We start from the raw sequence: 23,673 nt of genomic DNA, 5'->3' as shown, positions 1-23,673 counted from the left end.
CTAGAATCCTCCTTTCAGCTACTCGCTTTCTAGAATACATTCAATTTTCTCCATAAGTTGCTTGGCCCGAATCCTCACCGTATGGTTCTCCTGAATGAATTGATGACCCTGTTCGGTAATCCGCTGTCTTTCCTTCTCATTCGCCAAATAATAGTCTGCTTTTTCTTTAAAATTACTTTCATCAATTGCGACGAAATGTTTACCTGGGATAAATCCTAAGCTTTCCAGTTCATTGAACGTTGGTGCTAGTAGGAGCGTTTTACATGCTAAGGCTTCATAATATTTCATCACAGGGTAATTATAGATCGAAGGACAGGTGAAGAAGATCTTCGTGCGGTTCAATTCCTTGGCATAATGTACACCAACCCGTTTATCTTTCTCCTCTTCCCTCGTGAAGTCACGATATCCTGGATGATGATAGCAGATGAACCGTGGATCTTTGGAATAAGCATTTACTATTTTCTCACGTAGTGGATAAGTCTTATTAACGGCACCTATCATTAGGAAATCTATGTCTTTTTCTAAAAAATAGTCTTTATATATTCCAGGATGAACAAAGTGAGGGAACCATTCTAGTTTATGTTTAAACTGTGGATATGTTTGGACGGATTTCTCCCATCCGATTGTAAAGAGATAGTCAATTTTATTTTTATTGATATAATTTTCTCGTATTTTAACAAGGCGATGGACATCTGTCACAAATAATCCTGTCGGTATACTGCAATTCCTTAGTCCTTTAATCATTGGGAACAATTGGTGTCCCATATCATTCAGTATTAAAATAAAATCCGGCTTTGTCTCCAGCCTATTTAAAATATAATCAATATTGCCGGATTTCCTCCAAACGGTAAGGCGAACAATCCTTGCCAGTTCTTGTTCCAAATAATAAAAGTTTCTATTGATAAACCGGGAAGTATCTTCCCCAATAAATAAGACATGCCGCATCGATCTATAAACCCCTTTCTATTATCTCGTAGACAAGAGCCAAATTTAGATTTTCATTATGACAGTCTATCTCGTTTCGAGTCTCTTGCATAGAATGACAGTAATCATTGAAATTAAATAGTGAGGAGATTTATCTATGAAAGTCGGTGTGATTGGAACTGGTAAAATGGGAGAATATCATGTGAAAACATATCTAGCATTACAAGATCATTGTCAGCTAGTCGGTATATTTGATAACGATGAAGATAGAAGCAGAGAAATTGCTGAAAAATATAAAGTGAAACAATTTCTATCCGTGGATGAACTTCTCCAAAGTGTAGACGCGGTAAGTATTGCTGTCCCAACGGATTATCATTATGAAATCGGTCTAGCATGCATCAGAAATAAGACGCATCTGTTGATTGAAAAGCCGATTACAAGCACTGTAGCAGAAGCTGATGATTTAATACAAAAAGCGAAAAAGGCTGGAGTGAAGCTGCAAGTGGGACATATTGAACTATTCAATCCACTCATTCCAATCCTGAAACAGGAACTGGAAAATGAAGAGATTATCGGTATCTCATTTTTCAGATTGAATCCGTACAATGCAAGACTAAAAGATATTGACGTCGTAAAAGACCTGATGATTCATGATCTTTATATTTTAGATGAACTTCTGAAGCAAAAAATAGTGGAATTCCATGCTTTAGGAAATATTATCGATCATTCAACGAAACACGCGGCTGTAATTCTTAAATCGACGCAAGGAGTAACCGTAGAGCTGATTGCCAGTTTTAAATCAAAAAGAAAAGTTCGGACAATTCAAGTGTTTACAAAAGAGGCCTTGATTGAAGCTGATTTGCTGAACAGAACGATACGCGTAACAAGAACATCCACACCTTTCTCAAAGAAAATTGCAGTTCCTTTTACAAAAACGATTACAATCGATAATAGCGTTCAGCCATTAGACATCCAATTAATAGAATTCCTTCATTGCATAAAATTTGATAAACCACCTGCTGTTTCAGGAAAACAAGGGAAACGAATCGTGGAGCTTACAATTAAAATCAGCGAATCGATTCATCCAGCTTAAATTCTACAACACCAATTATCTATATGTTCATTTCTTACCTTTTATTTATTTTGTACTCAGCTTTCGCATTCTGGAACTATTCAAATGTGCACAAGTTGAGTTTTGAATCTAAATGAAACAGCCCTGTCTAATTAAGGCAGGGCTGTTTTGAATTGGAACAGAACAGACTAGACTAGTTAATTAAGCTGCAGCGGGAAAGCGTGTGTAATTGATTGCATCAACGGATACATACTGCTTGAGATTATCGTAACCATTATCAACTTCGATAACTAGCACCAAATCGGCAGTAACAGTGGATAAAATTCCTTCAATTAAATTATTGTCAGTCACAACCTCAACAGTTGATCCGATTCGTTTAGCCATTTCAGCAGCAAAAGTTGCTTCAAACATGTCAAACCCTCCTTTATCATTCACTGACCAGTTCAATTGCTTCTATCCGGACCAAAACTTGTGACCCACTTTCAACAAGCACAATATAGTCGTCTTTAACAGCAAGCAATAATCCCGAAACCGTTCCAAATGGAGTTGTAACCTCCACTTGTTCGTTCACTAGAGTCATTAATAATTCTCTCATTGTTGTTGGAACATTTCCTGCCGGTGGTTTTCCAGTAGAAGGTGACGTAGATACACCTCCAAAATCAATATTGAAGTCCACCGACGGAAAATCTATTCCAAGACCGGTTTTACTCTCAATGACGGTGCTTGTGTTTTGTGATAGTTGATTAATTAAGTTCAACAAATTTCTTTGTCTATTCGTTAGTGACGGCAAGATGATTCACTCCTTTCTTTCAAGATTTAGCATTAAAGGATTTCCAGCGAAACGATAACAGCAATAAGCAGTTGAATGAGTAATTGCAGGTTAATTGCAATATCCGTATCAATTGTCGTGATATTGACATCTTTCGATTTTTCCACGATTGTCTTCTGACGGTTGCTTTGTCTCGTTCTGGTAATTTGGTTAAAGTCTTGCAAAATATCTTCCACTTTGCCACCATCCGCAATGGCTAAACGGAGTACAACCGCCAGTGCCGCCTCAATCCCAATTTGTAAAGATGCTGCGGCTTGTGTGTCCGTTGTCTCTACCTCAACAAATTCTGAGTCTTTAATAATAATCCATTCTTCTGATTGTTGCTTCGTAATATTTTTTTGATTCGCATCTTGCTCTACGATAGCCTGTGATCTATTTCTTTTATCATCGCAATGGTCTAATGCTCTCCATTCTTTCACTTTCGACATCAAATCCACCTCTTTTCATTTTATAGAATTTCAACTAATAGCACTAAGGCAACAAGTACTTGAAGCATTAACTGGAGATTAAGCGCTAGGTCTGTATCTCTAGTCGTTACAACCGCATCTTTCGTATTATAGATAAAGATTTTTTGCTTATTTCTCTGCGCCATATTAAAATGTTGAGTCAACTCTTGAGACACTGCATCACGTTGTGTGCCATCAGCAATCGAGATATTTAAAACAAGTGCAATGGCGAGCTGTAAAGCAGCTTGCAGGGATACCCCAATTTGCGTATCTGTTGAACTTACGGTGATATTACACGATTCTTTCACCCAAATTAGCTCTGCTGATTCCTGATCCATAAAAGATAATTCGGTACCCTCTTGCAGTACAAACGCATTGTTATCACTTTTGAAGTCGGATTCTGTTGACTTATGGGATGGGCTTTTGCTAGATTCGTTAGAACATTTGCCACTACAGCTATGGCCACAGCTACAGCTTCTTAAAGGATCTTCCGTAAAGTAGGAATATCTATCTCCTTTTCCTCTGCTTACATCGTAGTCATATTCCGAATGTCTATAAATCGTCATTTTGACACTCCTTTCTTATTGGCTATATAATATTGTTATGGTTTTTTCCTCTAGAAGATTGTACAGATTCACTACGTCTCAAAAAAATAGCGAAAGCACCTACAGCGGGTGCTTTCACTATTTACTCACTCTTATCTTTGGCTTGATTTTGTTGGAAATCTGCAACCTGTTTCTTTAGGTCTTCCACCATTTCTCTAATCATCTTTTTCTGCTCTTCAGGTATATTATTCTTCACTTCGCCAGGCTTCACACCATTTTTCCTCAATATGGTCTGGACCATCACTTCTACTAGCTTTTCATTTAATGGTGGCTGTTTTGATGATTCACTCATATAACTCACCCTCCTGTTCACATGTCTATATTAGACTATGATATCAATCAGTTAGCTGACTATGCTGTTGTCTATATGTTTACAGGAAGGGTAACTTACTCATGTACAATCATACATTTAAGCAGGAACTGCACCATTGTCTCTAGCAAAAATATTGCAAATGCATGTTATATAGTAAGGAAGGGGCGATCCTTCCTGAACGCTGCCCAAACAGTGTCCATGTTTATAATTCTTTTTCCACAACCCTTTCTATATTTTTAAAGCCACTATCCGTAGCAGATAGTGGCTCTTTTTTTCTCTCTATAATAATACGTTCAACATCATGATTAATTTCAATTTAAATTGCGTATTTCTTGTTTGCTCATCATAACATTTCTTTCCATACGTTTCGTCTTTTACTTTTTCCAGTCGTTCATCGACCATACATTTATATACAGCAATATCAATATGCACGATTGTTCCTCCCTTAATCACGCATTAACGGTCTGTAATACCCACCCTAAACAAGAGGGAAAACCATATGTTAAGGTGGGGGTTATACAGTCCGTAAATACCTGATTCTGTTCAACTAACATTCAGTGGGGAGGTACGGAAACCCCACTGAATGAGTTTCACTTTATCATTTACCTGAATATGAGGAAGGCTGCTTGTTTTTCGGCATGTACCTGAAATTTGGTAATGACTAGAATAGAGCCACCTCAATTATTTTTATAAACATTCTCACTACCTCCTTTCAGAATTATCAATTGCTATACTCTTATTAATGCACGAAAACGTTCGGGGGAACAAGCGACAGAATAGTTATAATCAAACTTCCCCAGGGCTCTTCCAATAAAAGAAAGCGCGAAGTTCCTGAATAGAACTTCGCGCCGTCATTATTTATTTATAATTGTTTCGCATTTTATAAATGATTTTTCGAATCGTATCAAAGGATAAATGAAATTTCTTCTCTAATTCTTCAAATGATTTTCCCTCATTGTATAACTGGAATATCTCTTCATTTCGTTTCGCGATCAATTCTCTTGATCCACTTACTTCTCCCCAAGCTGCCCGCTCTTTTTTTGCTTTCGGGATATAAATTAAATCCCCCTGGATATACTTCTGCATTTCTTTAAGCAGACTAGGGGGAAGCACCTCTTTTGCATTTTTGTACTGCATGTTTAACTTCCTCCTTGAAAACGTAGAAATCTAAATAACCGCTCTTTGTTAAATAGTCCATTTTCATCCTACTCCTTTCTTTTTAAATTTATGACCTGTTTCTTTAAATTACTTACCTTTGATTATAATTGATTTTCTAGACGATGGAAAGATGTTAATTTTCCTAAAATTCACTTTAAATAATTAAGGACCGCACTCAGGCGGTCCCATGCTGGTGATTCCCGCTAAGCGGAAACCACCTCACTAACTGTAATCAATATTATCAGCCTCCTTCCCGAAAGAGTCTGTCGGTCCGACACCTTTATTTACTCATTTTCCAGGTTCGGTTACAAGGGTAAGAATGATTATAATTGATTTTTCCCTGCTATCGCTCGACTTATTTCCGAGAAGAAAGCTCATAGTTTAAGTCAAAAAAAAAACGATTATACTCCATTAATTGGTATTTGACGGTTTGAAATTAACTAGAACAGGACATAACTAAATGATATAATATCCTATCGATTAAGAAACCTTTCTTTAAAAAATTTAAAAGTGGAGTTCGTTTCCAGAAAGTAGTTAACTAATACTAAACGTAAAATATTAATCGATATGTTTAAAATAAATGTCTTGGCCATCTGAACGATTAAGGTAAAAATAAGCAATAAACCGGTCGATCGATTCATCCCCGCTATTTACCTTCTTCATCATTTTTTTACTTCTTTTCAGTAAAAATTGTAGATGCTCTTCTTTAAAAACAAAGACGAGACCCGACGACATACAAAATCCATTTAACTCTATGAGCCGCGTGAATATAAGAGCATTTAGCGGTATAGACTTACTAAACTCTATATCCACTAATGTAATAATATCATCGGATTTGCTTGTAACGCCCTTTAAAAGAACGGTCCCCTTTTCCGGATTGCGCTCCATCACATGATAAAGTGCTGTATCGGATTTTACCATTGCAGATAATAGCTCTTTCTCAATATTATTTTCCGCTTCAAATTGTTCCATATATTCAGAAACTGCACTTCTATTATTTCTATATTTTTTATAAGCTTCCAATAGAGACATTTGTATTCACCCTATCCTTATTGTTGCTGCATGCTGTAATCCCCTTTAATATATCATAAAGAGTTTTCTAACACAGCCCCAACTTACAAAGAAATTTCTAAGTACGGGCAAAATTGAAGTCGTGATGTAATAAATTAAATACTTCATTCAGTTTGGAGGGATAACATGTTTACTTGCGGTTGGTGCATGAAGAAAATTGCTGATGATCAACCATTATCTGCCGTTAATATTAAGTTTACAAAAGGGATGGATTTTTCAGAGCATGAAGGAGAAATCATTCCAGTCTATCTACAATCACTGGATAGAAATGTTTCAATGGTTGTAACGACAGCTGATTCGGAGGCGAAGAAGGCAGGTACAGATGGTATGTTTGCGGTTTGTAGCAGTGCTTGCGGAGTAAAATTGCAGGCTGCTCTAGCGAAAGATATGAATATAGACTTGTAATCTCATTCTACCATTAAGTCCTTTATTAAAAAACTTGGCATTTATGCAGTATGACAGAATATATACTTTCCTATCTGCCAAAAAGTAAAATGCACCTTTAGCGAAATATGGTAAAGTGGAAGTGCCTGAACAACCAAAATACCAATTCGCAAGGTGCATTTTCATGCAATCAAGAATAGCGCAAGATTTTTCATTGCCTTAAGCGATACTTCCGGCAACTGGTTTATTTATTCGAGTCCGGGGTCAAATGAAATACCTTTGCACTCCGAATATATTCCACATCGGGAATATTCAACCTAAAGTTAACAAGCCTGGCTGCCACAAAAAAGTAATCCGATAATCGATTTAAATATTGTAACACTGTAGGTGGGGGAGCATTTTCCTCTTTCATTAATGCTACAATCAGTCGTTCCGCTCGTCTCGCTACAGTTCTTGCAATATGAATTGTTGCGGAAGCCTTCGAGCCGCCCGGTAATATAAACCGTTCTATTGCCGGGGTTTCTTCTGAATACTTATCAATCTTTTCTTCCAAATAATTAACCGTTTCCTCTGTTAATTTATTCTTTCTTTCTTTAACGACACTAGCGATGTCACCGCCACAATCAAAAAGTTCGTGCTGAATTTTCTCTAAGTCATCTATAATATCCGAGAACTGATCTTTGCTAAGTTCGGTTATCGCCTTGCCTACAAATCCATTTAATTCATCAATCGTTCCATAGGCTTCGACTCGGATATCATCCTTAAATACACGTCCACCAATTAATGATGTCTTTCCTTTATCACCTGTCCGCGTATAAATCTTCATTTCAAAGTCTTTTGTTTCGTCAGTCGATTGATTTCGTGTTTGCTGATCAATTCTTACAATATTTATGCCTAAATCTTTTGCTGCTTCTTGTGCTAATGGGGTAACGATAGTATTTCTCGCAACTTTCAACTCCCCAACCATTCCTTTATATTTCAGTATATCTGCACGGCTCAATAAGTTTTTTGAAAAAACATTTTGCACAATTGAATCTTTTGAATGGGCTCGTACCACATTTTCCTCGACAGCTTGATATAATTCAGTTGCTTTAACAAGCTGAATTCCGAATCTTTCAATGGTCGCTAAATGCGCTGCAGATAACTCTTTATAGGCAGTGGATGCTATTCCTGCTTGATCCTGCAAGGATAAATCACTAGCTTCCCTCGCGGCAACTACAGGAATATTGTACATTAGGGCATGGGAGATGAGATTAGTCGTCATATTATCCGTGATTCCATTCGCTATCTTTGCCACTGTATTAGCGGTCAACGTGGGCATAATAATAATTGGAACGCCTTCATATAACGGACTCAATCCCATATTTTCACTTTCGAGATAGATCTCTTCTATATCTAATTCTTTTTTTAGATCATCGATTGAATAAATATATTCTGCACTTATAGACAATGCTACCTTCAGCTTCCAATTAGCCTGAAGCATTTTTTTTAATTGAACGATTGATTCTTTAAAGCCTACAGCTCCGCCCGTAAATACTATAAGAGCTGTCTTCTTCTCTTTATCAACATGGCTGACTGTATGGTTAGCTTCCACGTTCATCCCCCTTATTTAAACCACCTTTAAGCGCGATTCCTAGTGGTGTGATAAGTAACGGGTGCTCCGGCTTTACGATCTCAATTCCAATATACTTCTGGAAAACTTTTGTAAATTCACTAAAGCAACTTGCTCCGCCAACGACATAAATCGTTTCCACATCATCAAACCCTTGTAAATGCCTTTTAATAATGGCAGCCATCTTTTCAACGACTGGCTTGATAATAGGGAAAACCTCCTTTTCCTTAGTCTTATCTTTTTTCATCTTTTCCGCTTCCTCAAATGGTATTTTTTTAGCACCAGCTAAGACTAGACTCATATGTGTTCCGCCTGTCGGTTCATCCGCTGAGTAAATCACTTTATTATTTTTTAATATACTAATCCCTGTTGTTCCGCCACCTACATCAACGACAGCACCATCAGTTATCCTTAAAACAGCGGCTGCCGCATTCGTTTCTTCTAGGACGTCCGTCACTTCAAATAGTGCTGATTCAAGTACGTTCGTTATCACTTTTCGACTCCCTTTGTCTACCCGTGGCGGGATTGCTGTCGAAGCTTTCGTTAGAGGAAACCCTAATAATTCTTCCATATCCCGTTTCATTTTCTCTACAATATCCACAGCTTGCAAAAAATCAACAACAATTCCATCTTTAACAACAGAGGCTGGATATAATGCTCCGGCTAAAGGCTGATTTTCTTCAGTAATAACGGAAATTGCAATATTGGCGGTCCCCAAATCTACGCCAACTTTAACATTGCCAGAATAGACCGGGACCTTCTCTTTGTTGATAACTTTAGCAAAGGTGTTAACATAGTGATTAATTTCCCTAATAGATACTGACAAACGTATCAACCTTCCATTCCTACCTCAAGAGATATATTGGGCTATTCATTAATAAACTTAATCAACTGGTAATATTTCAATCACTTTTTTCACGTCTTCAGCTGACTGGTTCAGCTGCTTCTGTTCATCAGCTGTTAACGGTAATTCAATAACGCTCTCAATTCCGTTTCCTCCAAGAATTGTCGGAACACCGAGGTAAATGTCTTTATAACCATATTCTCCTTCTAAATAAGCAATGGATGGCAATATTCGCTTTTTATCCTTCACAATAGTTTCGGCCATTTGTACTAATGAAGCAGCGGGTGCATAATAAGCACTTCCATTTCCGAGCAAGTTGACAATTTCTCCCCCACCTTTTCGAGTACGTTCCACAATCGCATCGATTTTTTCTTGGGGTAGTAAATGATCGAGTGGAATGCCTCCTACATTAGAATAGCGAATTAATGGAACCATGCTGTCTCCATGGCCGCCTAGGACAAACCCGGTAACATCTTCAACCGCTATATTAAGTGCTTCCGCTACGAAGGTGGAAAAACGTGCTGTGTCAAGAACACCAGATTGACCGATAACGCGATTCTTCGGAAATCCTGTTGTTTTAAAGCAAGTATAAGTCATTGCATCGACCGGATTACTCAAGACAAGAATATAACTGTCAGGTGCATAACGGACAATTTCTTTTGATACATCAACCATAATCTTCGCATTGATGTTAACGAGATCGTCGCGACTCATCCCGGGTTTTCTCGCAATTCCAGCTGTTATAATGACCATATCAGCATCTTTTATATCTTCATAATTGGATGTACCGGTAACCTTTCCGTTAAACGGTTCCACTGGTCCCGCTTCCAGCATATCGAGCGCTTTTCCTTTTGTCGGATTCTGCTGTTCCGGAATATCAACTAAAACGACATCTCCCATTTCCTTTTGTGCTAATAAAAAAGCAGTCGTCGTTCCGGTAAAACCAGCTCCAATAACAGCAAACTTTCTTCTTTTAAACATAGACATTTTCTTCCTCCTTCATTTTTGTACATATGAGTAAAATATTATGACTCCACTCACTTGTTCCATCTTTAATTACAATAGGGACAGCTACTGACTTCACGCGCTGTCCCTATTTCCTACTAATTCAAGCTTACTCCGTTTTCGGAAGGATTGCATCTAATTCATTGTGTGGACGCGGGATAACATGTACAGACACTAATTCACCAACACGGTTAGCAGCTTCACTTCCTGCATCCGTTGCAGCCTTAACTGCACCAACATCACCTGATACTAAAACAGTGACTAATCCAGCACCGATCAGTTCGATAATTGAAAAGGAAGTGACCTCTGATCCCGTACCACACGTTGCCAAAAAAAGGATGAAAAAAGGAAAATAGTACGCTATTTTTAGCCATCAAAAAACCGCTAAAAACATTGAAATTACAACGTCTTTGGCGGTTTTTGGTGTCAAACATGAGAACATGTATGTGAAAATTCTAAAAGATGTAATTTACTATTTGAAAACCGTGTGAAGTCTGTTATATTATCACGGACTTCACACGGTCATTTTCTAATCACAGTAAGTTGACTTCGCTTAGCTCAATGCGAGCAGTTTTTCTATTCTTCTGTTACCTTAAAGAATGTGCGAATTGCTGGAATCCCTGTTCCTGGATGGTCATCACGATACGTCAATTGTGGCTTCCGGTAAATATCTGGGATTTGCACTTTTCCTTGGTAAATAGAAGGATAGATATCAAGTACATGATAACCTAGATCTCCAGATGCCACAAGAGGAAGTGTGATTGTACCTTGGCTATTAAATCCCACAAATATAGCCTATATAAGCATTATCATATGTTACGCCTAATGCGTTATCAAATTCCGTCCAGCCGGCACCTTTAATGGTAACAGTAATTTCAGTTCCTGGTGGTCCCTCGGAAGGTGTGATTGATTCTACAGATGGCAGGATTCGCAGATACGTTTGACCATGAATTTCCTCCTCGACTTTTACGTCAATTAAATGAGGAATCCCACCGAGGTCATCCGGAATCTCGAATGGATATGTAAATTCGCCATTTTCATCTGTCATCACGGTACCTAACTCTGATACTTCGGAACTGAAGCCTTCTGCTGTTACCCGGTTACCTACCATTGTATGCCAGTCCAACGTAACTTCAACATTTTCCGGTAATCCACTACCAGTCATTTCAACCGGTTCGCCAACTACTCCCATCTCTTTATCTATGGAAATTTGAACACCCTCTTTATTTTCAGCATCGGGCATTTCTATTCCACCAGGTGCTGGCTCTGGTGGCTCTTCAACGTAGACTAGTTCTGTTTCTGGCTCGTCATCTGTCACTTCAAAAGTAAAATTCTGTGTATGAATGTAATTAATCGCGGATGAATCCCGACTTATATAAGGAGCACCAGAAGCTCCACTCTCAATTGTGATCATATGGTCACCAATGCCCCCTGCTGCACGTACAACACCTCTTGCCTTGCCGTTTGTAGAGACACCGGTAAACATTCCTGTATAGGCATTATCATAATTGAGATGCCAAACACTACCATACATTTGCCAGCTTAAGCCTTCTCCAATAATTTCAATTTCAGTTCCAATTGGGCCAGATTCAGGAGAAATACTAAATATAGTTTCAACGAAAAAGTTTGCTTTAGCAACTTTCTTGTCATTTTGATAAATAATAATATCATGGTCATCACCAAAACCTTCTGGAATTGTAATGACACCGCTCCAGTTTCCATCTTCATCCGCTGTACCGTCAGCTAGTTCCCTCTCCACTTCTTCATAGAGCGCCCCATTGAAAGAGTAATTATTATCTATGTCAAAGCTTCCTTCCATATCAACATACATGACTTTTAAGGGCTCTTTTGGCTCAAGTTCCTCCGCTGACAGATGAACCTCATCACCAATTCTACCTTCAGATTTATCCAGCGTTAACTTTCCGGTAAGTATTTCTTTTTCCTCAGGTTCGTCACTTTCTTCAGCTGATTCACTATCTGCCTTTTCACCATTTGTCGCTTCATCTGATTGATTATCTGTATTTTCTTGTGAGTCGTCTGATGCGCAACCGGTCAATATTAGGAGAACGAATAATAGCAATACAAATAATAGATTTTTAGTTTTTGACATATACTATTCTTCCGTTGTTCCTTCAATGATCGTCATTTTGGAAGGCTCCACATCAAAAGGTTCATACGCATATTCTTCTCCATCAACCGTTGCAATTATTTCATATTCAAGTGTACCAGTATTATAGTCTTCAGGAATTGTCCATCCAACTGTATAAAGCTGTGTGTCTTCCCCGTGATTTCCTAGTTCCATTTCAAATTCTTGTCCATCTTCTAGTACTACCTTAACATCCGCATCCTCAATTAACTCATCAGTAGTGGCGTCATTTACCGCTGCTCTAAATACCATGCGCCATCCTTGTTCAAAACGACTATTCACTACACAGACAGCATCTTCTACTAAATGTGAATTAATTGTATCTGCTTGGATTGCAACAACCCTATCCTCAGTTGAAGCTTCTTGTGTTACATCTGCCTCCTTGGTATCCGATTCACCGTTTTCCGAATCAGAATTATTGCTACATGCCCCCAACAATACGCTTGTAATAAGTAGAACAAGCATAAATAATAAAAACTTTTTGTTTAACTTCATTTGAAGTCCCCCTTTGATGTTTATTTCATGAAAAGACTTTCTACTTAATACCTATCGCCTAATAACAAGTATAAATAAAAGCGTTTTCTAAACTTATTTCACTACTATCCTATATATCTTTCAAGAATATTATAGTGAAAAATTCAATTCTACCTGCAACAAAAGACCCCCACGCTAAACAGTCAGTCTAAATACAATTAACCATTTAGTATAGGGGTTTATTAATTTTGTGTTATAGAGAAAATCACTTAGGAATTAAGATAAGCTTACAACTTGAATTCATTCACAAGCATATTCAATTCTTCTGCCAACTTCGCCAGTTCATCAGAGCTTGCGGCAACTTCAACCATCGCAGAGCTCGTTTGTTCAATCGATGCTGAGGTTTCCTCTACCCCTGCTGCAGATTCTTCTGATATGGCTGCAATTTCTTGAATTGCTCGGTTCATCTGCTCATTACTTTCCGTTATCTCGCGCAGATTGAGAGAGACTTCTTTAATACTACCTGCGACACCGGTTACGGATGTTGTAATCCTTCTAAAAGTCTCTCCTGTTTTTGTAATCTGCTCGGTACCTCGGATGACATCTGCATATCCAGCCTTAAGTGACGCAACAACCATGCTGGACTCACTTTGGATCCGCTCGGCAATATCTGTTATATTCGTTACGGATTGGGAAGATTGTTCGGCAAGCTTTCTTACCTCATCTGCCACAACCGCAAATCCTTGACCATGCTCGCCTGCCCTCGCCGCCTCAATCGCCGCGTTTAATGCAAGTAAGTTTGTCTGTTCCGCGATATTATGAATGACTACTACTAATTCTGATATTTGCTGAGCATGGGTATCCAACCCTTCCACTTTCGATACAGCTTCATGAACTACTCGGTCTATTTCCGACATTTGCTCCATCGAAGCCTCCATCAACCCGGAACCTTCATTCGTCAAATGGAGTACTTCAGATGCCGTTTGTTGAATTTCTTCACCTTCTTCAGCTGTCTTTTGCAATTTCGTCGTGAATATCCCCATATTATTCGAGAGGTCCGATGCATTATTCGCTTGAGATTCAGAACCAGCTGCGATTTCTTCCATCGTAGCTGCCACCTGCTCCGAGCTTTCCGTTACTTCATTGGACGATTGGGTTAGCTCTTCACTCTGACTTGTGACCGTTTCGGACACGGTGTTAATCCGTTGCAACAGATCGCGCATATTTTTATTCATCATATTCGTCGATACAGTCAATTGTCCTGTTTCATCCTCCTCTTTTACTTCAAGCGGTTCTTGACTTAAATCACCAGCCGCAATTTGATCCATTCGTTCCATGACTATTTTAATTGGACTTGAAATCATGCGGGCGAAAAGAATAGCAACTCCAATACTTAAGATTATTGCCAGAACCGAGATAACAAGTGATATTACTAATGTCCATTCTCCCTCTGTAATCGCATTATCTGCTGCGTTAAGAATCATTGCCTCTCGACCCTCTGCCAATTGCTGGTAACTGTCCAGCAACCCTTCACCTATCGGGACAACATTCTCTTCGAATAACTGCAGTGCCTCCTCTACGTTTCCTTCGTCATACGTAGCAAATACATCATTTATGACTATTTCACGCCATTCGACTGTATCGTTAATAAGTTGCTCCATTTCTTCAGAATAATTTTTTTCAAGAATATCATCCTCAAATTCACGAGCTTCGTCTGTAAGAAGATCAAACTTTTCCTTAAATTCATTATCTCCCGTTAGTAAATAGCCACGGACACTGCCCACACGATTAGCAAAATTCGTAGTCAACCCCTCATCCGCTATCAGCATTGGCAGATCTTCATCTGCAATGTTCCTTAATACATTATTGCTTTGCGTAGTGGAGATAAAGCCCATGATTGAAATTCCAATAACAAAGGCGATTATAATAAAAAATCCTGCTAAAGTTCTTGCACGTATACTTTTAAATTTCACTTTTAAAATTCGCTTCCCTTCCATGTTAAGCATTGAACATTTAATAAGATGGGTATTTCGTTTACATCGCTATAATAGACGACTGTTTCTAATCTGCATCCACTTCTACAGCAACTTCTTCAAACTTCTCTTCAATTTCGTTTACAAGAGCTTGCTTTCTTTCCACATCATCTCTCAACTCATTTACGGAACTGTGAGTGATAAACAACCAAATAAATATACCGGCCAGCAGTCCGCCAATGAGCAAACCAAATGTTTTCTTCATATGTACTCCACCTCACTCCAATTCAAACAAAAAATCCATATCCTACGAAAGAACTAGATTTTTATAGTATATTATGGAGTGTGTTATTTGTAAAGTTACTTATTTATTTTCTTGCATTTATCAGTATTAACGGTCTTTAACCCTCCCTCCTCTAAACATGAGAAGAAGCCAATATGTGAAGGGTGGGGGAAGGATTAAAGTAAGAAAACCCCCACTGAATGAAGTTTCACTTTATGATCTGGCCTGTTCATTTTATATCCAGTCTACAGCATAGACTTGTTTTAGTGCTTCTCTGGGAGTTCTTGTTTCAATACCTTCTTCGGCTAGCAATCGTTTTAAGTCTTCCAATATAATACAGTGGATTGCCTGAGGGTTGGGAATGGAGCGGATTACGAAACGCAATTGAATTGATTTCTGAGAGAGACTTAAAATCAGACAGTTATTCGGACAGTTCAAAAGAAGGCATTCCTTATATTACAGGTGCTAACAATTTTAAAGCAGGCACCGTGAACACGGTAAGAACAACACAAAAACCAAGTGTTTTTTCAAGGAATGGAGATATTTTAATATCAGTAAAAGGAACAATAGGCGAATTGGCAATCAATCCGTATGATGTATCACACATCGCTAGACAAGTAATGGCCATCTAGTTATCTTAGCCGAACCATGGTATACTTATATAGCGATGAGCTGATTCGTGTAAGTCGAGGAACAGGTTAAACATGTGATGTGAACACATAGTTCTCTCGCCACGAATAATCGTTAGCGCCTATATTTATAGGCGCTTTTTATTTTACGCTGATAAGATAACCTCCCCTATTGCAAAGATCAATTTGATAGAATAAGGCTTCTCAAAAGTCTGACGGACCTTTGAGAAGCCTCTGTTAATTTGTTAATTTCTTTTTTTCTACAGCAGCATCGTTTGATTGTTCTTCAACTCGTGTGTTTTGTTTATTTGGAACTTCACTTTTCCCCCACTTGGAGGCAAGCATGGTACCAGTAATCAACTGCCAAGCAGACGCAAATGCACTTGGCAATGCTGCTAATGGCGTGAAATAGACGGAAGCTAAAGCAACACCGAGACCTGAATTTTGCATTCCTACTTCAATTGAAATTGCACGTTGATCCTGCACTGGTAATCTACACAATTTTCCTGCATAGAATCCTAATAATAGTCCAAATCCATTATGGAGCAATACGGAGACGAATACTAGAATTCCAGCACTCGCAATGTTTTCTTTATTATTTGCAACGATAGATGAAACGATAATTGTAATCGCAACAATGGATATTAAAGGCAGAATGGATGCCCCTTTTTCCGTTGTTTTCGGGAAGTATTTATTAACCAATAATCCTAAGATGATTGGGATAACGATTACTTGTACAATTGACATAAACATCGACATGGATCAACCGGTAACCATTGCCCCGCGAATATTAATAATAGAAGTGGGGTCATGATAGGAGCAAGCAAGGTGGAAACACTTGTCATCGTAATCGAAAGCGGCAAATTTCCTTTTGCCAAATACACCATTACATTGGATGCCGTCCCGCCCGGAACGCTTCCTAACAAAACAAGGCCAGCTGCAATTTCTGCAGGCAGTTTTAATAAATAAGCGATAACAAATGCCACCGTGGGCATAATTGAAAACTGCGCAACGACTCCAATTAAAACAGGTATTGGTTTCGTAAAAACTAATTTAAAGTCGGATGCTTTTAATGTCAGCCCCATCCCGAACATGACGACTCCGAGTAAAATTGTTATGTATGATCCAAATGAAGAAAACCACTCCGGAACCAAGAAAGCAATGACTGAAAAAATGATGATAATAAGCGCGAAATATTTACCGGCTATGTTACTTATTTTGTTGATTACATCCATGACTGATTCCCCTTTTGTTTGTGCTTTGTTGGTATGCTCCTATGTATAATTGAGATTGATAGTATCACTTTATTCGGATAATGTAAAGTGAATGTTTAGATAAATTAAACATTGGTGATCCGGAAAGAAATAATGTAACTTAAGCAAAAGGTTAGGTTTTACTTTTCTGCGGTAATATAAAAGGGCTCTTCCTCTTCTAGAAAAGCCCTTGATACGACTATAAAGTGAAACTCATTCAGTGGGGAATCCTTTCCCCCCACTAAATGTTAGTTGAACAGAAACAGGAATTTACGAACTGTTTCCCCCTTCACATATTAGGTTTCCTTCATGTTTAGAGAGGGGGTATTACAGACCGTTAATACGTGATAAATTGGTCATACAACATCATCAAAATTATACGTCGTATTGTATTCCGCAATATTTTTCATAGCTCGCTCCATGCGTTCCATTGCAAGCGCTCCATAATCTTCGCCTTTTGCCTCTTTATAAATCGTCCATAAACACCATAAATAATCTTGGAAAATTTCATGCAACAAAATACGCTGCATTTCTTCAGGTCTAGGATCGCGTCCAAAATAAGTTTTTAGGAAAAACAGTTGTTCTTCCTCTGTGAAAAATAATCTTTGAAACAATGTCGCTATATCCCACATTGGGTCAAACATTCCGCTATATTCCCAATCAATCAGATACAACTGATCTTTCTTATCTACTAAAATATTGGCAGGAACCGTATCTATATGACACGGAGCCTCTATCACTTCCATCGTTTCATACTCTTTTTTTAAGGCCAATATATGCTCTTTCATATGTGCAATCTTTTCCATCATGAAAGGTTGGACCTCTTGAACAAGGTTTTATAGTGTCCCATTAATCCAAATAAATCAAACCGATTGGTCATTGGCTTCTTAGAATAGTGAAGTCGCTGGAACAGGTTAATGATTTTTTGCATGATTTGACCTTCTCTTGCCAATTCTGGAGTTAATGCTTTCGAAGACTCTAATTTCCGAGTAATCTTTAGCCCACTTTCTATATCAAAATATATAAGTTCTGGATTTATTCCAATTTCTGTTCCATATATTAGATTATTCATTTCCGATTGGCGGTCAATTAATTCGTCAGTTCCTTTGCCAGCAATCCTTACGACATATTTTCCCCATTGACTGTGACAAAATAACTGTCATTTGTCATCCCACCGGGCGTCCGTCTCATATCTTCAATACTCGATACCGGAATATTCTGTGTATTTTCAATCAACGAGCTCATCAATTTTTTATCCATGTGACCCCCTCCATTTAATATTATTAGTACAGAAAACATGCATGCATTCGGCAGCAATTTTATTTATTGTTTCCTATACATTCAAAAAGAGCCAAAGGTGGGCTCTCTTAAATAAAAAATAGTATATGATTTACTGTATATATTATAACATATTCCCGCTTAATTGTAAACGTTACCATAACTGTCGTATCAACCTTTATACTCTCCCCCCTCACGATTCCTTATAAAAAATATATAAGAAGAAATGTTGAGAACCACTGGTAGGTACTAATAAAGTAACACGACAACCTAAACCAAAGATTTTAATGAAGCCTCCCAGAAGTTCACTGAACTTTTGAGAGGCTTTTCTTAGTTAAATAAAAGTGAGCCGGTGGTGCAGCTGGTCTGACCCTTTGGTTTTAAAAAAAACTCTTCTGGAATTCCGCTAAATATCAACTTCTAACCTGCCCATCTCCTGTAATACGCACTTTACTCGAAGTTAATGCTTTGAGTCCCATTGGCCCTCTTGCATGTAACTTCTGCGTACTTATTCCAATTTCCGCACCATATCCAAACTCGAATCCATCCGTGAAGCGAGTCGATACATTATGATAAACTGCCGCTGCATCCACATGTTGTAGGAACATTTCAGCATTTCGAGCGTCTTCCGTAATAATCGCTTCAGAATGCTTTGTTCCATATTGATTAATATGTTCGATTGCTTCCTGCGGTGAATCCACCACTTTAACACTAATGGCATGTCCGAGATATTCATTCGCCCAGTCTTCTTCCGATGCTTCAAGAACGTCAGGGAAATCTTCACGAACCCGCTCATCAGCATAAATCTGTACATCATTCACTTTTAACTTTTCTAAAAGCTCCTTGCCATATTCGGCAAACCAGGAAGCATCGATTAAAAGCGACTCAATTGCATTACATACGGATGGGCGTTGCAATTTCGAATTTAAAACAATCGCTTCTGCCATCGGTTGCTTTGCAGTTTGATCAATAAATACATGACAATTTCCAGCACCTGTTTCAATTACCGGTACGGTAGCTTCTCGAACAACCGTATCAATCAAGTTTTTACCACCGCGAGGTATTAATACGTCTAAATAATCATTTAACCGGAATAATTCGCTAGCTGTTTCTCTACTCGTATCCTCAATTAGCTGAACAGCATCAACGGGTAGTTTACTTTTTTCCATAGCACGGTGGATTGAGTTCACTAGCGCTAGATTGGAATTTTTAGCGGAGGAGCTTCCTCTTAAAATAACTGCATTTCCCGTTTTGAGTGTCAAGGTTGCTGCATCGACCGTAACATTCGGTCTAGCTTCATAAATCATCGCGACAACTCCAAGCGGGACACGTTTCTCCTCGATTTTCATCCCATTGTCTTTATGGATTGTTTCCAGGATTTCGCCGATCGGATCGTGAAGTACGATGATTTCCTCTATCGCAGCAGCAATCCCTTCTAGTCTTTCCTGATTTAACATGATTCGGTCCAATACAGATGAAGTAAGCCCACTTTCACGTCCTGCGGTAAGGTCCTTTTCATTTTCTTTAAGAATCATATCTTGATCGTTAAGTAATTGCGCTGCAATCAAGGACAGTGCTTCGTTTTTCTCTTCTGTTGTTGCGCTTGACATAGCATAACTTGCTTTTTTCGCAGCCTTTCCTTTTTGAATCACTTCACTCATGGTAATGCCTCCCCTATTTTTTCTACACTAACCCAACCGTCACGATGGATTACTTCGATAGATGGTGTGACTTTTTCTCTATCGCTATGGCTTTTGATCGTCTGCTCGAGTTCATCAGATGAACAGCTTATTTCTCCTTTTCCAAGTAAATCATGCATTCCATACACATGGACAACATCACCCTTTTCAAAGGTCCCGCTTATTTTTAATATTCCTGCTGAAAGTAAACTGCTTCCTTGATTGGATATTGCTTCTTCTGCTCCTTTATCCACATAAATTCTCCCCATTGCTTCAGAATGGAGCGCAATCCATTGTTTTCTCGTATTGATTGGAGCTTTGGAATGGCTCGCAATATACGTGCCATCGCCATTTCCTTGTAAAACTTGGATGAGTTTATCATGGCCTTTCCCGTGCCCGATAAAGACAGGAACGCCGAGCATCGTTGCGGTTTTGGCTGCGATTAGCTTTGATTTCATTCCTCCAGTGCCTACCTTCGATCCAGTCGAATCTGTATCTTGAATCATCTCTTCTGTTATTCCATCTAAGTAGTCATATTTTACTGCGGCGGGGTTCGTTCGCGGATTTCCATTATAAATTCCATTAATATCTGTTAATATAATGAGCTGATCGGCATGGATAAAGCCACTGACCAAAGCGGATAGCATATCATTATCACCAAATGTCAATTCTTCAACTGATACAGTGTCATTTTCATTGATGATTGGTATTGCGCCTCTTTCCAACAGTTCTGTCATCGTTGCATAAACATTTCGGTAGCGCTCCCGGTCTGAAAAGTCATCCCTAGTTAACAATAATAAGGCTACCCTTATATCGAAGGAACTAAATTTCTCAATATATGTCTGAATCAGCATGCTTTGTCCGATTGCCGCGGCTGCTTGTTTACCTTTTAGGGTTACCGGTCTTGAAGAATAACCAAGTCCGCGGAAACCTGCCGCAACTGCACCTGAAGATACCAGGATTACTTCATGGTTAGCTTCCTTTAGCGCAACAAGTGCACGAACATGTTCATCCAGTTTTTGCTGATCTATTTCACCCTTTTCGTTCGTAAGTGAACTACTGCCGATTTTGACTACAATTCGTTGTCTACGCATTTTCTGTTTCCTCCGTTTACTCTATTAACGCTTTACTTACTTTACAGAATAAAGTGATAAATCTGGTTATAATCCACCTAAAAAAGCCCCTTCATCCTATATTATAAGGACGAAAGGGCTTGCTTCCGCGGTACCACCATTACTTGAATGTATGCACATTCCACTTCATCAATAACGCTTGATCTCGCGCCCATGTGTTGCATGGGACTCCAAAGGCAGGTTCTGCAGGTTGTCTATGGCGGAATCTCTCAGCTTATAAATTCCACTCTCTTTCATAGCAAGTACTGCATACTATTCCTTTGTCACCGTTCGGATATATGTACACTATTATGGCGAGGAAAGATAAGATTGTCAATAGGGAACTGTTCAACGAGTTGCTTGGTTTGCTTTTCGCCTTGCCGGACCCGATGGATCAATTCATCAGGATGGAGCTGTGGCAGAGTAACAATATCGCGGACACTTTGTATCGTATGGTTCGCAGCATCTGTCAAATTCAGTGTTGTATTCTTAACATTTTGCAGTCCGTAATTAATATCATTTTCTAAAAAACTTTGCTCAATCCTTACATTTGGAATTAATTCAAACGACTGGATTGCTTGTTCCATCCGCTTCAATCCGTTTTCAAAATCAATTAGAATCTCATACAAATGGATTAAAAACTTCTCATGTGCTTCCTGAAAAAATGTCTAGCTTGTTTTCTTCTTCCTTCATACTGGAGAAAGTGGATTCAAACTGATCCGCAATAGATTTCAATTCCGATAATGCAGATTTTACTTTGGCCTCGTTCAGTTTAATTTCTTTAGTCATTGATTGCGAAGCTCCTCTCTTCTTTCTTTTAAAGCAGAAATACTTGAGTTGGTCGAAGCAATTTGTTCATGTAAGCTAGTGATTGATTGTTCGAGAGTCTCTATTTCTTGTTCTAATCTGTTCAGAACAGTGTTTAATTGAACCGTTCCAATGTCTTTATAACTCGCCAATAATTCCACGCTTCCAATTGAAGAGGGAGACTTCTTTTGGAAGTGTGTTAAAAAAGCTGGAGTCGAGAGGTTTCCCCCTGCGACTCCAGCTTTTTTCATAATTGATCAATCCCCAACAACAATCCCTTTTAATTCCCCACTCAACCTATTGATCTCTTCAATCGCCTCATTGATATTGGCAATTAACTCATGTTCACTTTCTATCGTAGCAACAATTTCCTCTGTGGCTGATGCATTTTCCTCTGAAATATTTGCCACACTTTCTATTTGGGCTTGAATATCCTTAAAGTTTCTTGTCGATGATTGTATCTCTTCCATCCCTGTAGCAAGCTCTTCATTTGTATACTGGAAAGAATCTCTTATCTCTGCAAAATATGCAGAAATTTCCTCTAGTATTTTTTCTCCTTCTTTAATAGCAGATTCTCCTTGCAGCGATCGATCGTGCGCATTTCGCGATTTGTCGAAGAATTCAGTTGTAACGTTTTCAATATCAACGGTTATATTGGCACTTTGTTCCGCTAATCTGCGAACCTCATCCGCTACAATCGCAAAACCTCTTCCATGTTCACCAGCACGAGCCGATTCAATTGCAGCATTCAGCGCAAGGAGGTTCGTCTGATCTGCGATATCCTTAATCCCCTGCAAGAGTGAATTAACGGTTTCTAGACTTGTCTGCAAATCATTCACCGTGACGGCAGTTGTACTTATTGCAGTATTTACAGTGGACATATGATTATTAAGCTGGCTGATCTTCTGCCAGCCTTCTTGCACGTTTTCGTTCATCGCCTCTGATTTATTTACAATATCCCGCGAGATCGAAATTGATCGATTTGCCCTCTCAACGGAACCCCCCATCGCTTCACTTATGGAACTAATACTACCTGCCTCTTCTTGAATTCCTGCTGCCATCTCTTCCACCGATTGATTAATTTGATGACTTGAATCGTAAATCGTTGTAATATTTGTGTTTAAATGGTCAATATTGTCGTCCAGTGTATGTGTATTTTCCTCAATCGTATGTATGGTTGCTTGTAATCGCTCGGTCAAGCGCTGGGCTTCCATTTCCTTGCGATAGGATTCATCAATTAGCTCTCTTCCCCATTTCGTCAATAAGTATAAAGCAGCCATTATTCCATTAATTAACGCTAGGACCGTAATAAATCCTTTAAAGTCACTATCGATTCCGAGCAGCTCTTCCGGTTCGCTCAGATAGGTTACAATAAATGCAAGATTAACAATGCCAATAAATATAAGTATAAGTTCTTCTTTAAAATAGAGTGTCACCATTGCGATAGACAAAAGAATAATATAATGCTTATTTAAAGCAAAACCATCTAAATAAAACATTGATGTCGCAACAATTAATGGCAGTAAGGCGAAGATTAACCCTTTTACATATGGCGGAAAAGGTAAAAAATAATTAGCGACTGATAAAACAATAACTAAAACTCCCGCTATAATAATACTAACCGTGTCATCCACACCCCGTGAAGAAACAATTGGTACTACTAAAAGTAAAACGGTTGCAATCATCAGAAATAAGTTAACCTTATGAACACGCTGTGTGTTATATGTATCTTGTTTCATGCCAATCTCCTTTTTCTATTTTCTCATACATCCCGCT

At 38.6% G+C, this 23,673-nt stretch carries 29 protein-coding genes and 3 pseudogenes; 3 read left to right on the top strand and 29 right to left on the bottom strand.

The annotated features are described in order from the left end of the window. Positions 1-18 precede the first annotated feature (18 nt). A complete protein-coding gene (locus GN217_RS12245; RefSeq protein WP_156856966.1) occupies positions 19-945 on the bottom strand; it encodes a glycosyltransferase family protein in 927 nt (308 codons plus the stop codon). Positions 946-1,081: 136 nt separating this feature from the next. Between GN217_RS12245 and GN217_RS12240 the strand changes: the two genes are divergently transcribed. Then, complete coding sequence (locus GN217_RS12240) at positions 1,082-2,017, top strand: Gfo/Idh/MocA family protein (RefSeq protein WP_156856965.1); 936 nt, start codon at positions 1,082-1,084, stop codon at positions 2,015-2,017. A 180-nt stretch (positions 2,018-2,197) separates the two neighbouring features. On the opposite strand, the gene GN217_RS12235 is transcribed toward GN217_RS12240, so the two are convergent. The 8 genes from GN217_RS12235 to GN217_RS12200 form a co-directional block, all read right to left on the bottom strand. Beyond that, the gene (locus tag GN217_RS12235; protein ID WP_156856964.1) at positions 2,198-2,407 is read right to left on the bottom strand and encodes a hypothetical protein; all 210 of its coding nucleotides are present in this window, start codon (positions 2,405-2,407) and stop codon (positions 2,198-2,200) included. Positions 2,408-2,423: 16 nt separating this feature from the next. Further along, positions 2,424-2,786 carry a DUF2642 domain-containing protein gene (locus GN217_RS12230; protein ID WP_156856963.1) on the bottom strand — a complete coding sequence of 121 codons (363 nt, stop codon included), beginning with the start codon at positions 2,784-2,786 and terminating at the stop codon, positions 2,424-2,426. A gap of 32 nt (positions 2,787-2,818) precedes the next feature. After that, on the bottom strand, positions 2,819-3,253 hold the full coding sequence (locus GN217_RS12225; protein WP_156856962.1) for a spore coat protein: 435 nt from the start codon (positions 3,251-3,253) through the stop codon (positions 2,819-2,821). Positions 3,254-3,273: 20 nt separating this feature from the next. After that, positions 3,274-3,837 (bottom strand): spore coat protein, encoded by a 564-nt coding sequence (locus GN217_RS12220; protein WP_156856961.1) that lies wholly within the window; start codon positions 3,835-3,837, stop codon positions 3,274-3,276. A gap of 121 nt (positions 3,838-3,958) precedes the next feature. After that, on the bottom strand, positions 3,959-4,168 hold the full coding sequence (locus GN217_RS12215; RefSeq protein ID WP_156856960.1) for a spore coat protein: 210 nt from the start codon (positions 4,166-4,168) through the stop codon (positions 3,959-3,961). A 300-nt stretch (positions 4,169-4,468) separates the two neighbouring features. Further along, positions 4,469-4,621: a hypothetical protein gene (locus GN217_RS12210; protein WP_156856959.1), complete on the bottom strand. Its 153-nt coding sequence runs from the start codon at positions 4,619-4,621 to the stop codon at positions 4,469-4,471. A 426-nt stretch (positions 4,622-5,047) separates the two neighbouring features. Continuing rightward, entirely contained in the window at positions 5,048-5,326 is a 279-nt protein-coding gene (locus GN217_RS12205) for a CD3324 family protein (RefSeq protein ID WP_156856958.1), read from the bottom strand. Between the two features lie 579 nt (positions 5,327-5,905). After that, positions 5,906-6,379 carry a DUF7986 domain-containing protein gene (locus GN217_RS12200; protein WP_156856957.1) on the bottom strand — a complete coding sequence of 158 codons (474 nt, stop codon included), beginning with the start codon at positions 6,377-6,379 and terminating at the stop codon, positions 5,906-5,908. 165 nt (positions 6,380-6,544) lie between these two features. On the opposite strand from GN217_RS12200, the gene GN217_RS12195 reads away from it, so the two are divergent. Then, positions 6,545-6,823, top strand: coding sequence for a hypothetical protein (locus GN217_RS12195; protein ID WP_156856956.1), 279 nt, complete (start codon positions 6,545-6,547; stop codon positions 6,821-6,823). 223 nt (positions 6,824-7,046) lie between these two features. Here GN217_RS12195 and GN217_RS19005 read toward each other — a convergent pair whose 3' ends face one another. The 10 genes and pseudogenes from GN217_RS19005 to GN217_RS12150 form a co-directional block, all read right to left on the bottom strand. Then, on the bottom strand, positions 7,047-7,628 hold the full coding sequence (locus GN217_RS19005; protein ID WP_232334426.1) for a cob(I)yrinic acid a,c-diamide adenosyltransferase: 582 nt from the start codon (positions 7,626-7,628) through the stop codon (positions 7,047-7,049). A gap of 372 nt (positions 7,629-8,000) precedes the next feature. After that, positions 8,001-8,402 (bottom strand): annotated as a pseudogene (locus GN217_RS19220) (flavoprotein); the annotation flags it as partial. After that, positions 8,386-9,240 carry an ethanolamine utilization protein EutJ gene (gene eutJ, locus GN217_RS12185; protein ID WP_156856954.1) on the bottom strand — a complete coding sequence of 285 codons (855 nt, stop codon included), beginning with the start codon at positions 9,238-9,240 and terminating at the stop codon, positions 8,386-8,388. The pseudogene GN217_RS19220 and the gene eutJ, both read right to left, overlap by 17 nt. A gap of 57 nt (positions 9,241-9,297) precedes the next feature. Then, positions 9,298-10,245 carry a malate dehydrogenase gene (mdh, locus tag GN217_RS12180; protein ID WP_370459773.1) on the bottom strand — a complete coding sequence of 316 codons (948 nt, stop codon included), beginning with the start codon at positions 10,243-10,245 and terminating at the stop codon, positions 9,298-9,300. A 127-nt stretch (positions 10,246-10,372) separates the two neighbouring features. After that, positions 10,373-10,540 (bottom strand): annotated as a pseudogene (locus GN217_RS12175) (BMC domain-containing protein); the annotation flags it as partial. Positions 10,541-10,839: 299 nt separating this feature from the next. Then, positions 10,840-11,049 carry a hypothetical protein gene (locus GN217_RS12170; RefSeq protein WP_156856952.1) on the bottom strand — a complete coding sequence of 70 codons (210 nt, stop codon included), beginning with the start codon at positions 11,047-11,049 and terminating at the stop codon, positions 10,840-10,842. Continuing rightward, a complete protein-coding gene (locus GN217_RS12165; RefSeq protein ID WP_156856951.1) occupies positions 11,039-12,373 on the bottom strand; it encodes a hypothetical protein in 1,335 nt (444 codons plus the stop codon). Before GN217_RS12165 ends, GN217_RS12170 begins: the two co-directional genes overlap by 11 nt. 3 nt (positions 12,374-12,376) lie before the next feature. After that, positions 12,377-12,904, bottom strand: coding sequence for a hypothetical protein (locus GN217_RS12160; protein WP_156856950.1), 528 nt, complete (start codon positions 12,902-12,904; stop codon positions 12,377-12,379). Between the two features lie 266 nt (positions 12,905-13,170). Next, the gene (locus tag GN217_RS12155) at positions 13,171-14,856 is read right to left on the bottom strand and encodes a methyl-accepting chemotaxis protein (protein WP_232334423.1); all 1,686 of its coding nucleotides are present in this window, start codon (positions 14,854-14,856) and stop codon (positions 13,171-13,173) included. An 88-nt stretch (positions 14,857-14,944) separates the two neighbouring features. Beyond that, positions 14,945-15,121 (bottom strand): hypothetical protein, encoded by a 177-nt coding sequence (locus GN217_RS12150; RefSeq protein ID WP_156856949.1) that lies wholly within the window; start codon positions 15,119-15,121, stop codon positions 14,945-14,947. A 362-nt stretch (positions 15,122-15,483) separates the two neighbouring features. Here GN217_RS12150 and GN217_RS12145 point away from each other — a divergent pair, with 362 nt between their 5' ends. Next, positions 15,484-15,771 carry a restriction endonuclease subunit S gene (locus GN217_RS12145; protein ID WP_156856948.1) on the top strand — a complete coding sequence of 96 codons (288 nt, stop codon included), beginning with the start codon at positions 15,484-15,486 and terminating at the stop codon, positions 15,769-15,771. Between the two features lie 234 nt (positions 15,772-16,005). Here the strand turns inward: GN217_RS12145 and GN217_RS12140 are convergent. The 10 genes and pseudogenes from GN217_RS12140 to GN217_RS12095 all read right to left on the bottom strand — a co-directional run bounded on the left by GN217_RS12140 (position 16,006) and on the right by GN217_RS12095 (position 23,636). Beyond that, a pseudogene (locus GN217_RS12140) lies at positions 16,006-17,003 on the bottom strand (bile acid:sodium symporter family protein). A gap of 374 nt (positions 17,004-17,377) precedes the next feature. Further along, entirely contained in the window at positions 17,378-17,830 is a 453-nt protein-coding gene (locus GN217_RS19215) for a phosphotransferase family protein (protein ID WP_156856947.1), read from the bottom strand. Beyond that, positions 17,827-18,093 (bottom strand): protein kinase family protein, encoded by a 267-nt coding sequence (locus GN217_RS19210; RefSeq protein ID WP_255454388.1) that lies wholly within the window; start codon positions 18,091-18,093, stop codon positions 17,827-17,829. Before GN217_RS19210 ends, GN217_RS19215 begins: the two co-directional genes overlap by 4 nt. Positions 18,094-18,140: 47 nt before the next feature. Then, on the bottom strand, positions 18,141-18,281 hold the full coding sequence (locus GN217_RS12125; protein ID WP_156856945.1) for a hypothetical protein: 141 nt from the start codon (positions 18,279-18,281) through the stop codon (positions 18,141-18,143). A gap of 431 nt (positions 18,282-18,712) precedes the next feature. Next, the gene (locus tag GN217_RS12120; RefSeq protein ID WP_156856944.1) at positions 18,713-19,960 is read right to left on the bottom strand and encodes a glutamate-5-semialdehyde dehydrogenase; all 1,248 of its coding nucleotides are present in this window, start codon (positions 19,958-19,960) and stop codon (positions 18,713-18,715) included. Further along, positions 19,957-21,072: a glutamate 5-kinase gene (proB, locus tag GN217_RS12115; RefSeq protein ID WP_156856943.1), complete on the bottom strand. Its 1,116-nt coding sequence runs from the start codon at positions 21,070-21,072 to the stop codon at positions 19,957-19,959. Before proB ends, GN217_RS12120 begins: the two co-directional genes overlap by 4 nt. Positions 21,073-21,374: 302 nt before the next feature. After that, complete coding sequence (locus GN217_RS12110) at positions 21,375-21,719, bottom strand: T7SS effector LXG polymorphic toxin (protein ID WP_188856897.1); 345 nt, start codon at positions 21,717-21,719, stop codon at positions 21,375-21,377. A gap of 16 nt (positions 21,720-21,735) precedes the next feature. Beyond that, positions 21,736-21,879, bottom strand: coding sequence for a DUF5344 family protein (locus GN217_RS12105; protein WP_156856941.1), 144 nt, complete (start codon positions 21,877-21,879; stop codon positions 21,736-21,738). Next, the gene (locus tag GN217_RS12100; protein ID WP_156856940.1) at positions 21,876-22,148 is read right to left on the bottom strand and encodes a prefoldin domain-containing protein; all 273 of its coding nucleotides are present in this window, start codon (positions 22,146-22,148) and stop codon (positions 21,876-21,878) included. Before GN217_RS12100 ends, GN217_RS12105 begins: the two co-directional genes overlap by 4 nt. Positions 22,149-22,154: 6 nt before the next feature. Continuing rightward, entirely contained in the window at positions 22,155-23,636 is a 1,482-nt protein-coding gene (locus GN217_RS12095) for a methyl-accepting chemotaxis protein (RefSeq protein WP_156856939.1), read from the bottom strand. Positions 23,637-23,673: the final 37 nt, after the last annotated feature.

Origin of the sequence: Oceanobacillus sp. AG (genome assembly GCF_009746545.1) — a bacterium.
Taxonomy (GTDB): Bacteria; Bacillota; Bacilli; order Bacillales; family Amphibacillaceae; genus Oceanobacillus; species Oceanobacillus indicireducens.
The sequence above is the reverse complement of the archived record's forward strand: the minus strand, read 5'-3'. Positions and strand labels throughout refer to the sequence as shown.

Bases quoted from the DNA above. Each gene is read 5' to 3' on its own strand.
- GN217_RS12245 (WP_156856966.1), bottom strand. From the start codon at position 945: ATGCGGCATGTCTTATTTATTGGGGAAGATACTTCCCGGTTTATCAAT.
- GN217_RS12240 (WP_156856965.1), top strand. From the start codon at position 1,082: ATGAAAGTCGGTGTGATTGGAACTGGTAAAATGGGAGAATATCATGTG.
- GN217_RS12235 (WP_156856964.1), bottom strand. From the start codon at position 2,407: ATGTTTGAAGCAACTTTTGCTGCTGAAATGGCTAAACGAATCGGATCA.
- GN217_RS12225 (WP_156856962.1), bottom strand. From the start codon at position 3,253: ATGTCGAAAGTGAAAGAATGGAGAGCATTAGACCATTGCGATGATAAA.
- GN217_RS12220 (WP_156856961.1), bottom strand. From the start codon at position 3,837: ATGACGATTTATAGACATTCGGAATATGACTACGATGTAAGCAGAGGA.
- GN217_RS12215 (WP_156856960.1), bottom strand. From the start codon at position 4,168: ATGAGTGAATCATCAAAACAGCCACCATTAAATGAAAAGCTAGTAGAA.
- GN217_RS12205 (WP_156856958.1), bottom strand. From the start codon at position 5,326: ATGCAGTACAAAAATGCAAAAGAGGTGCTTCCCCCTAGTCTGCTTAAA.
- GN217_RS12200 (WP_156856957.1), bottom strand. From the start codon at position 6,379: ATGTCTCTATTGGAAGCTTATAAAAAATATAGAAATAATAGAAGTGCA.
- GN217_RS12195 (WP_156856956.1), top strand. From the start codon at position 6,545: ATGTTTACTTGCGGTTGGTGCATGAAGAAAATTGCTGATGATCAACCA.
- GN217_RS19005 (WP_232334426.1), bottom strand. From the start codon at position 7,628: ATGAAGATTTATACGCGGACAGGTGATAAAGGAAAGACATCATTAATT.
- mdh (WP_370459773.1), bottom strand. From the start codon at position 10,245: ATGTCTATGTTTAAAAGAAGAAAGTTTGCTGTTATTGGAGCTGGTTTT.
- GN217_RS12165 (WP_156856951.1), bottom strand. From the start codon at position 12,373: ATGTCAAAAACTAAAAATCTATTATTTGTATTGCTATTATTCGTTCTC.
- GN217_RS12160 (WP_156856950.1), bottom strand. From the start codon at position 12,904: ATGAAGTTAAACAAAAAGTTTTTATTATTTATGCTTGTTCTACTTATT.
- GN217_RS12150 (WP_156856949.1), bottom strand. From the start codon at position 15,121: ATGAAGAAAACATTTGGTTTGCTCATTGGCGGACTGCTGGCCGGTATA.
- GN217_RS19215 (WP_156856947.1), bottom strand. From the start codon at position 17,830: ATGATGGAAAAGATTGCACATATGAAAGAGCATATATTGGCCTTAAAA.
- GN217_RS19210 (WP_255454388.1), bottom strand. From the start codon at position 18,093: ATGAATAATCTAATATATGGAACAGAAATTGGAATAAATCCAGAACTT.
- GN217_RS12125 (WP_156856945.1), bottom strand. From the start codon at position 18,281: ATGGATAAAAAATTGATGAGCTCGTTGATTGAAAATACACAGAATATT.
- GN217_RS12120 (WP_156856944.1), bottom strand. From the start codon at position 19,960: ATGAGTGAAGTGATTCAAAAAGGAAAGGCTGCGAAAAAAGCAAGTTAT.
- proB (WP_156856943.1), bottom strand. From the start codon at position 21,072: ATGCGTAGACAACGAATTGTAGTCAAAATCGGCAGTAGTTCACTTACG.
- GN217_RS12105 (WP_156856941.1), bottom strand. From the start codon at position 21,879: ATGACTAAAGAAATTAAACTGAACGAGGCCAAAGTAAAATCTGCATTA.
- GN217_RS12100 (WP_156856940.1), bottom strand. From the start codon at position 22,148: ATGAAAAAAGCTGGAGTCGCAGGGGGAAACCTCTCGACTCCAGCTTTT.
- GN217_RS12095 (WP_156856939.1), bottom strand. From the start codon at position 23,636: ATGAAACAAGATACATATAACACACAGCGTGTTCATAAGGTTAACTTA.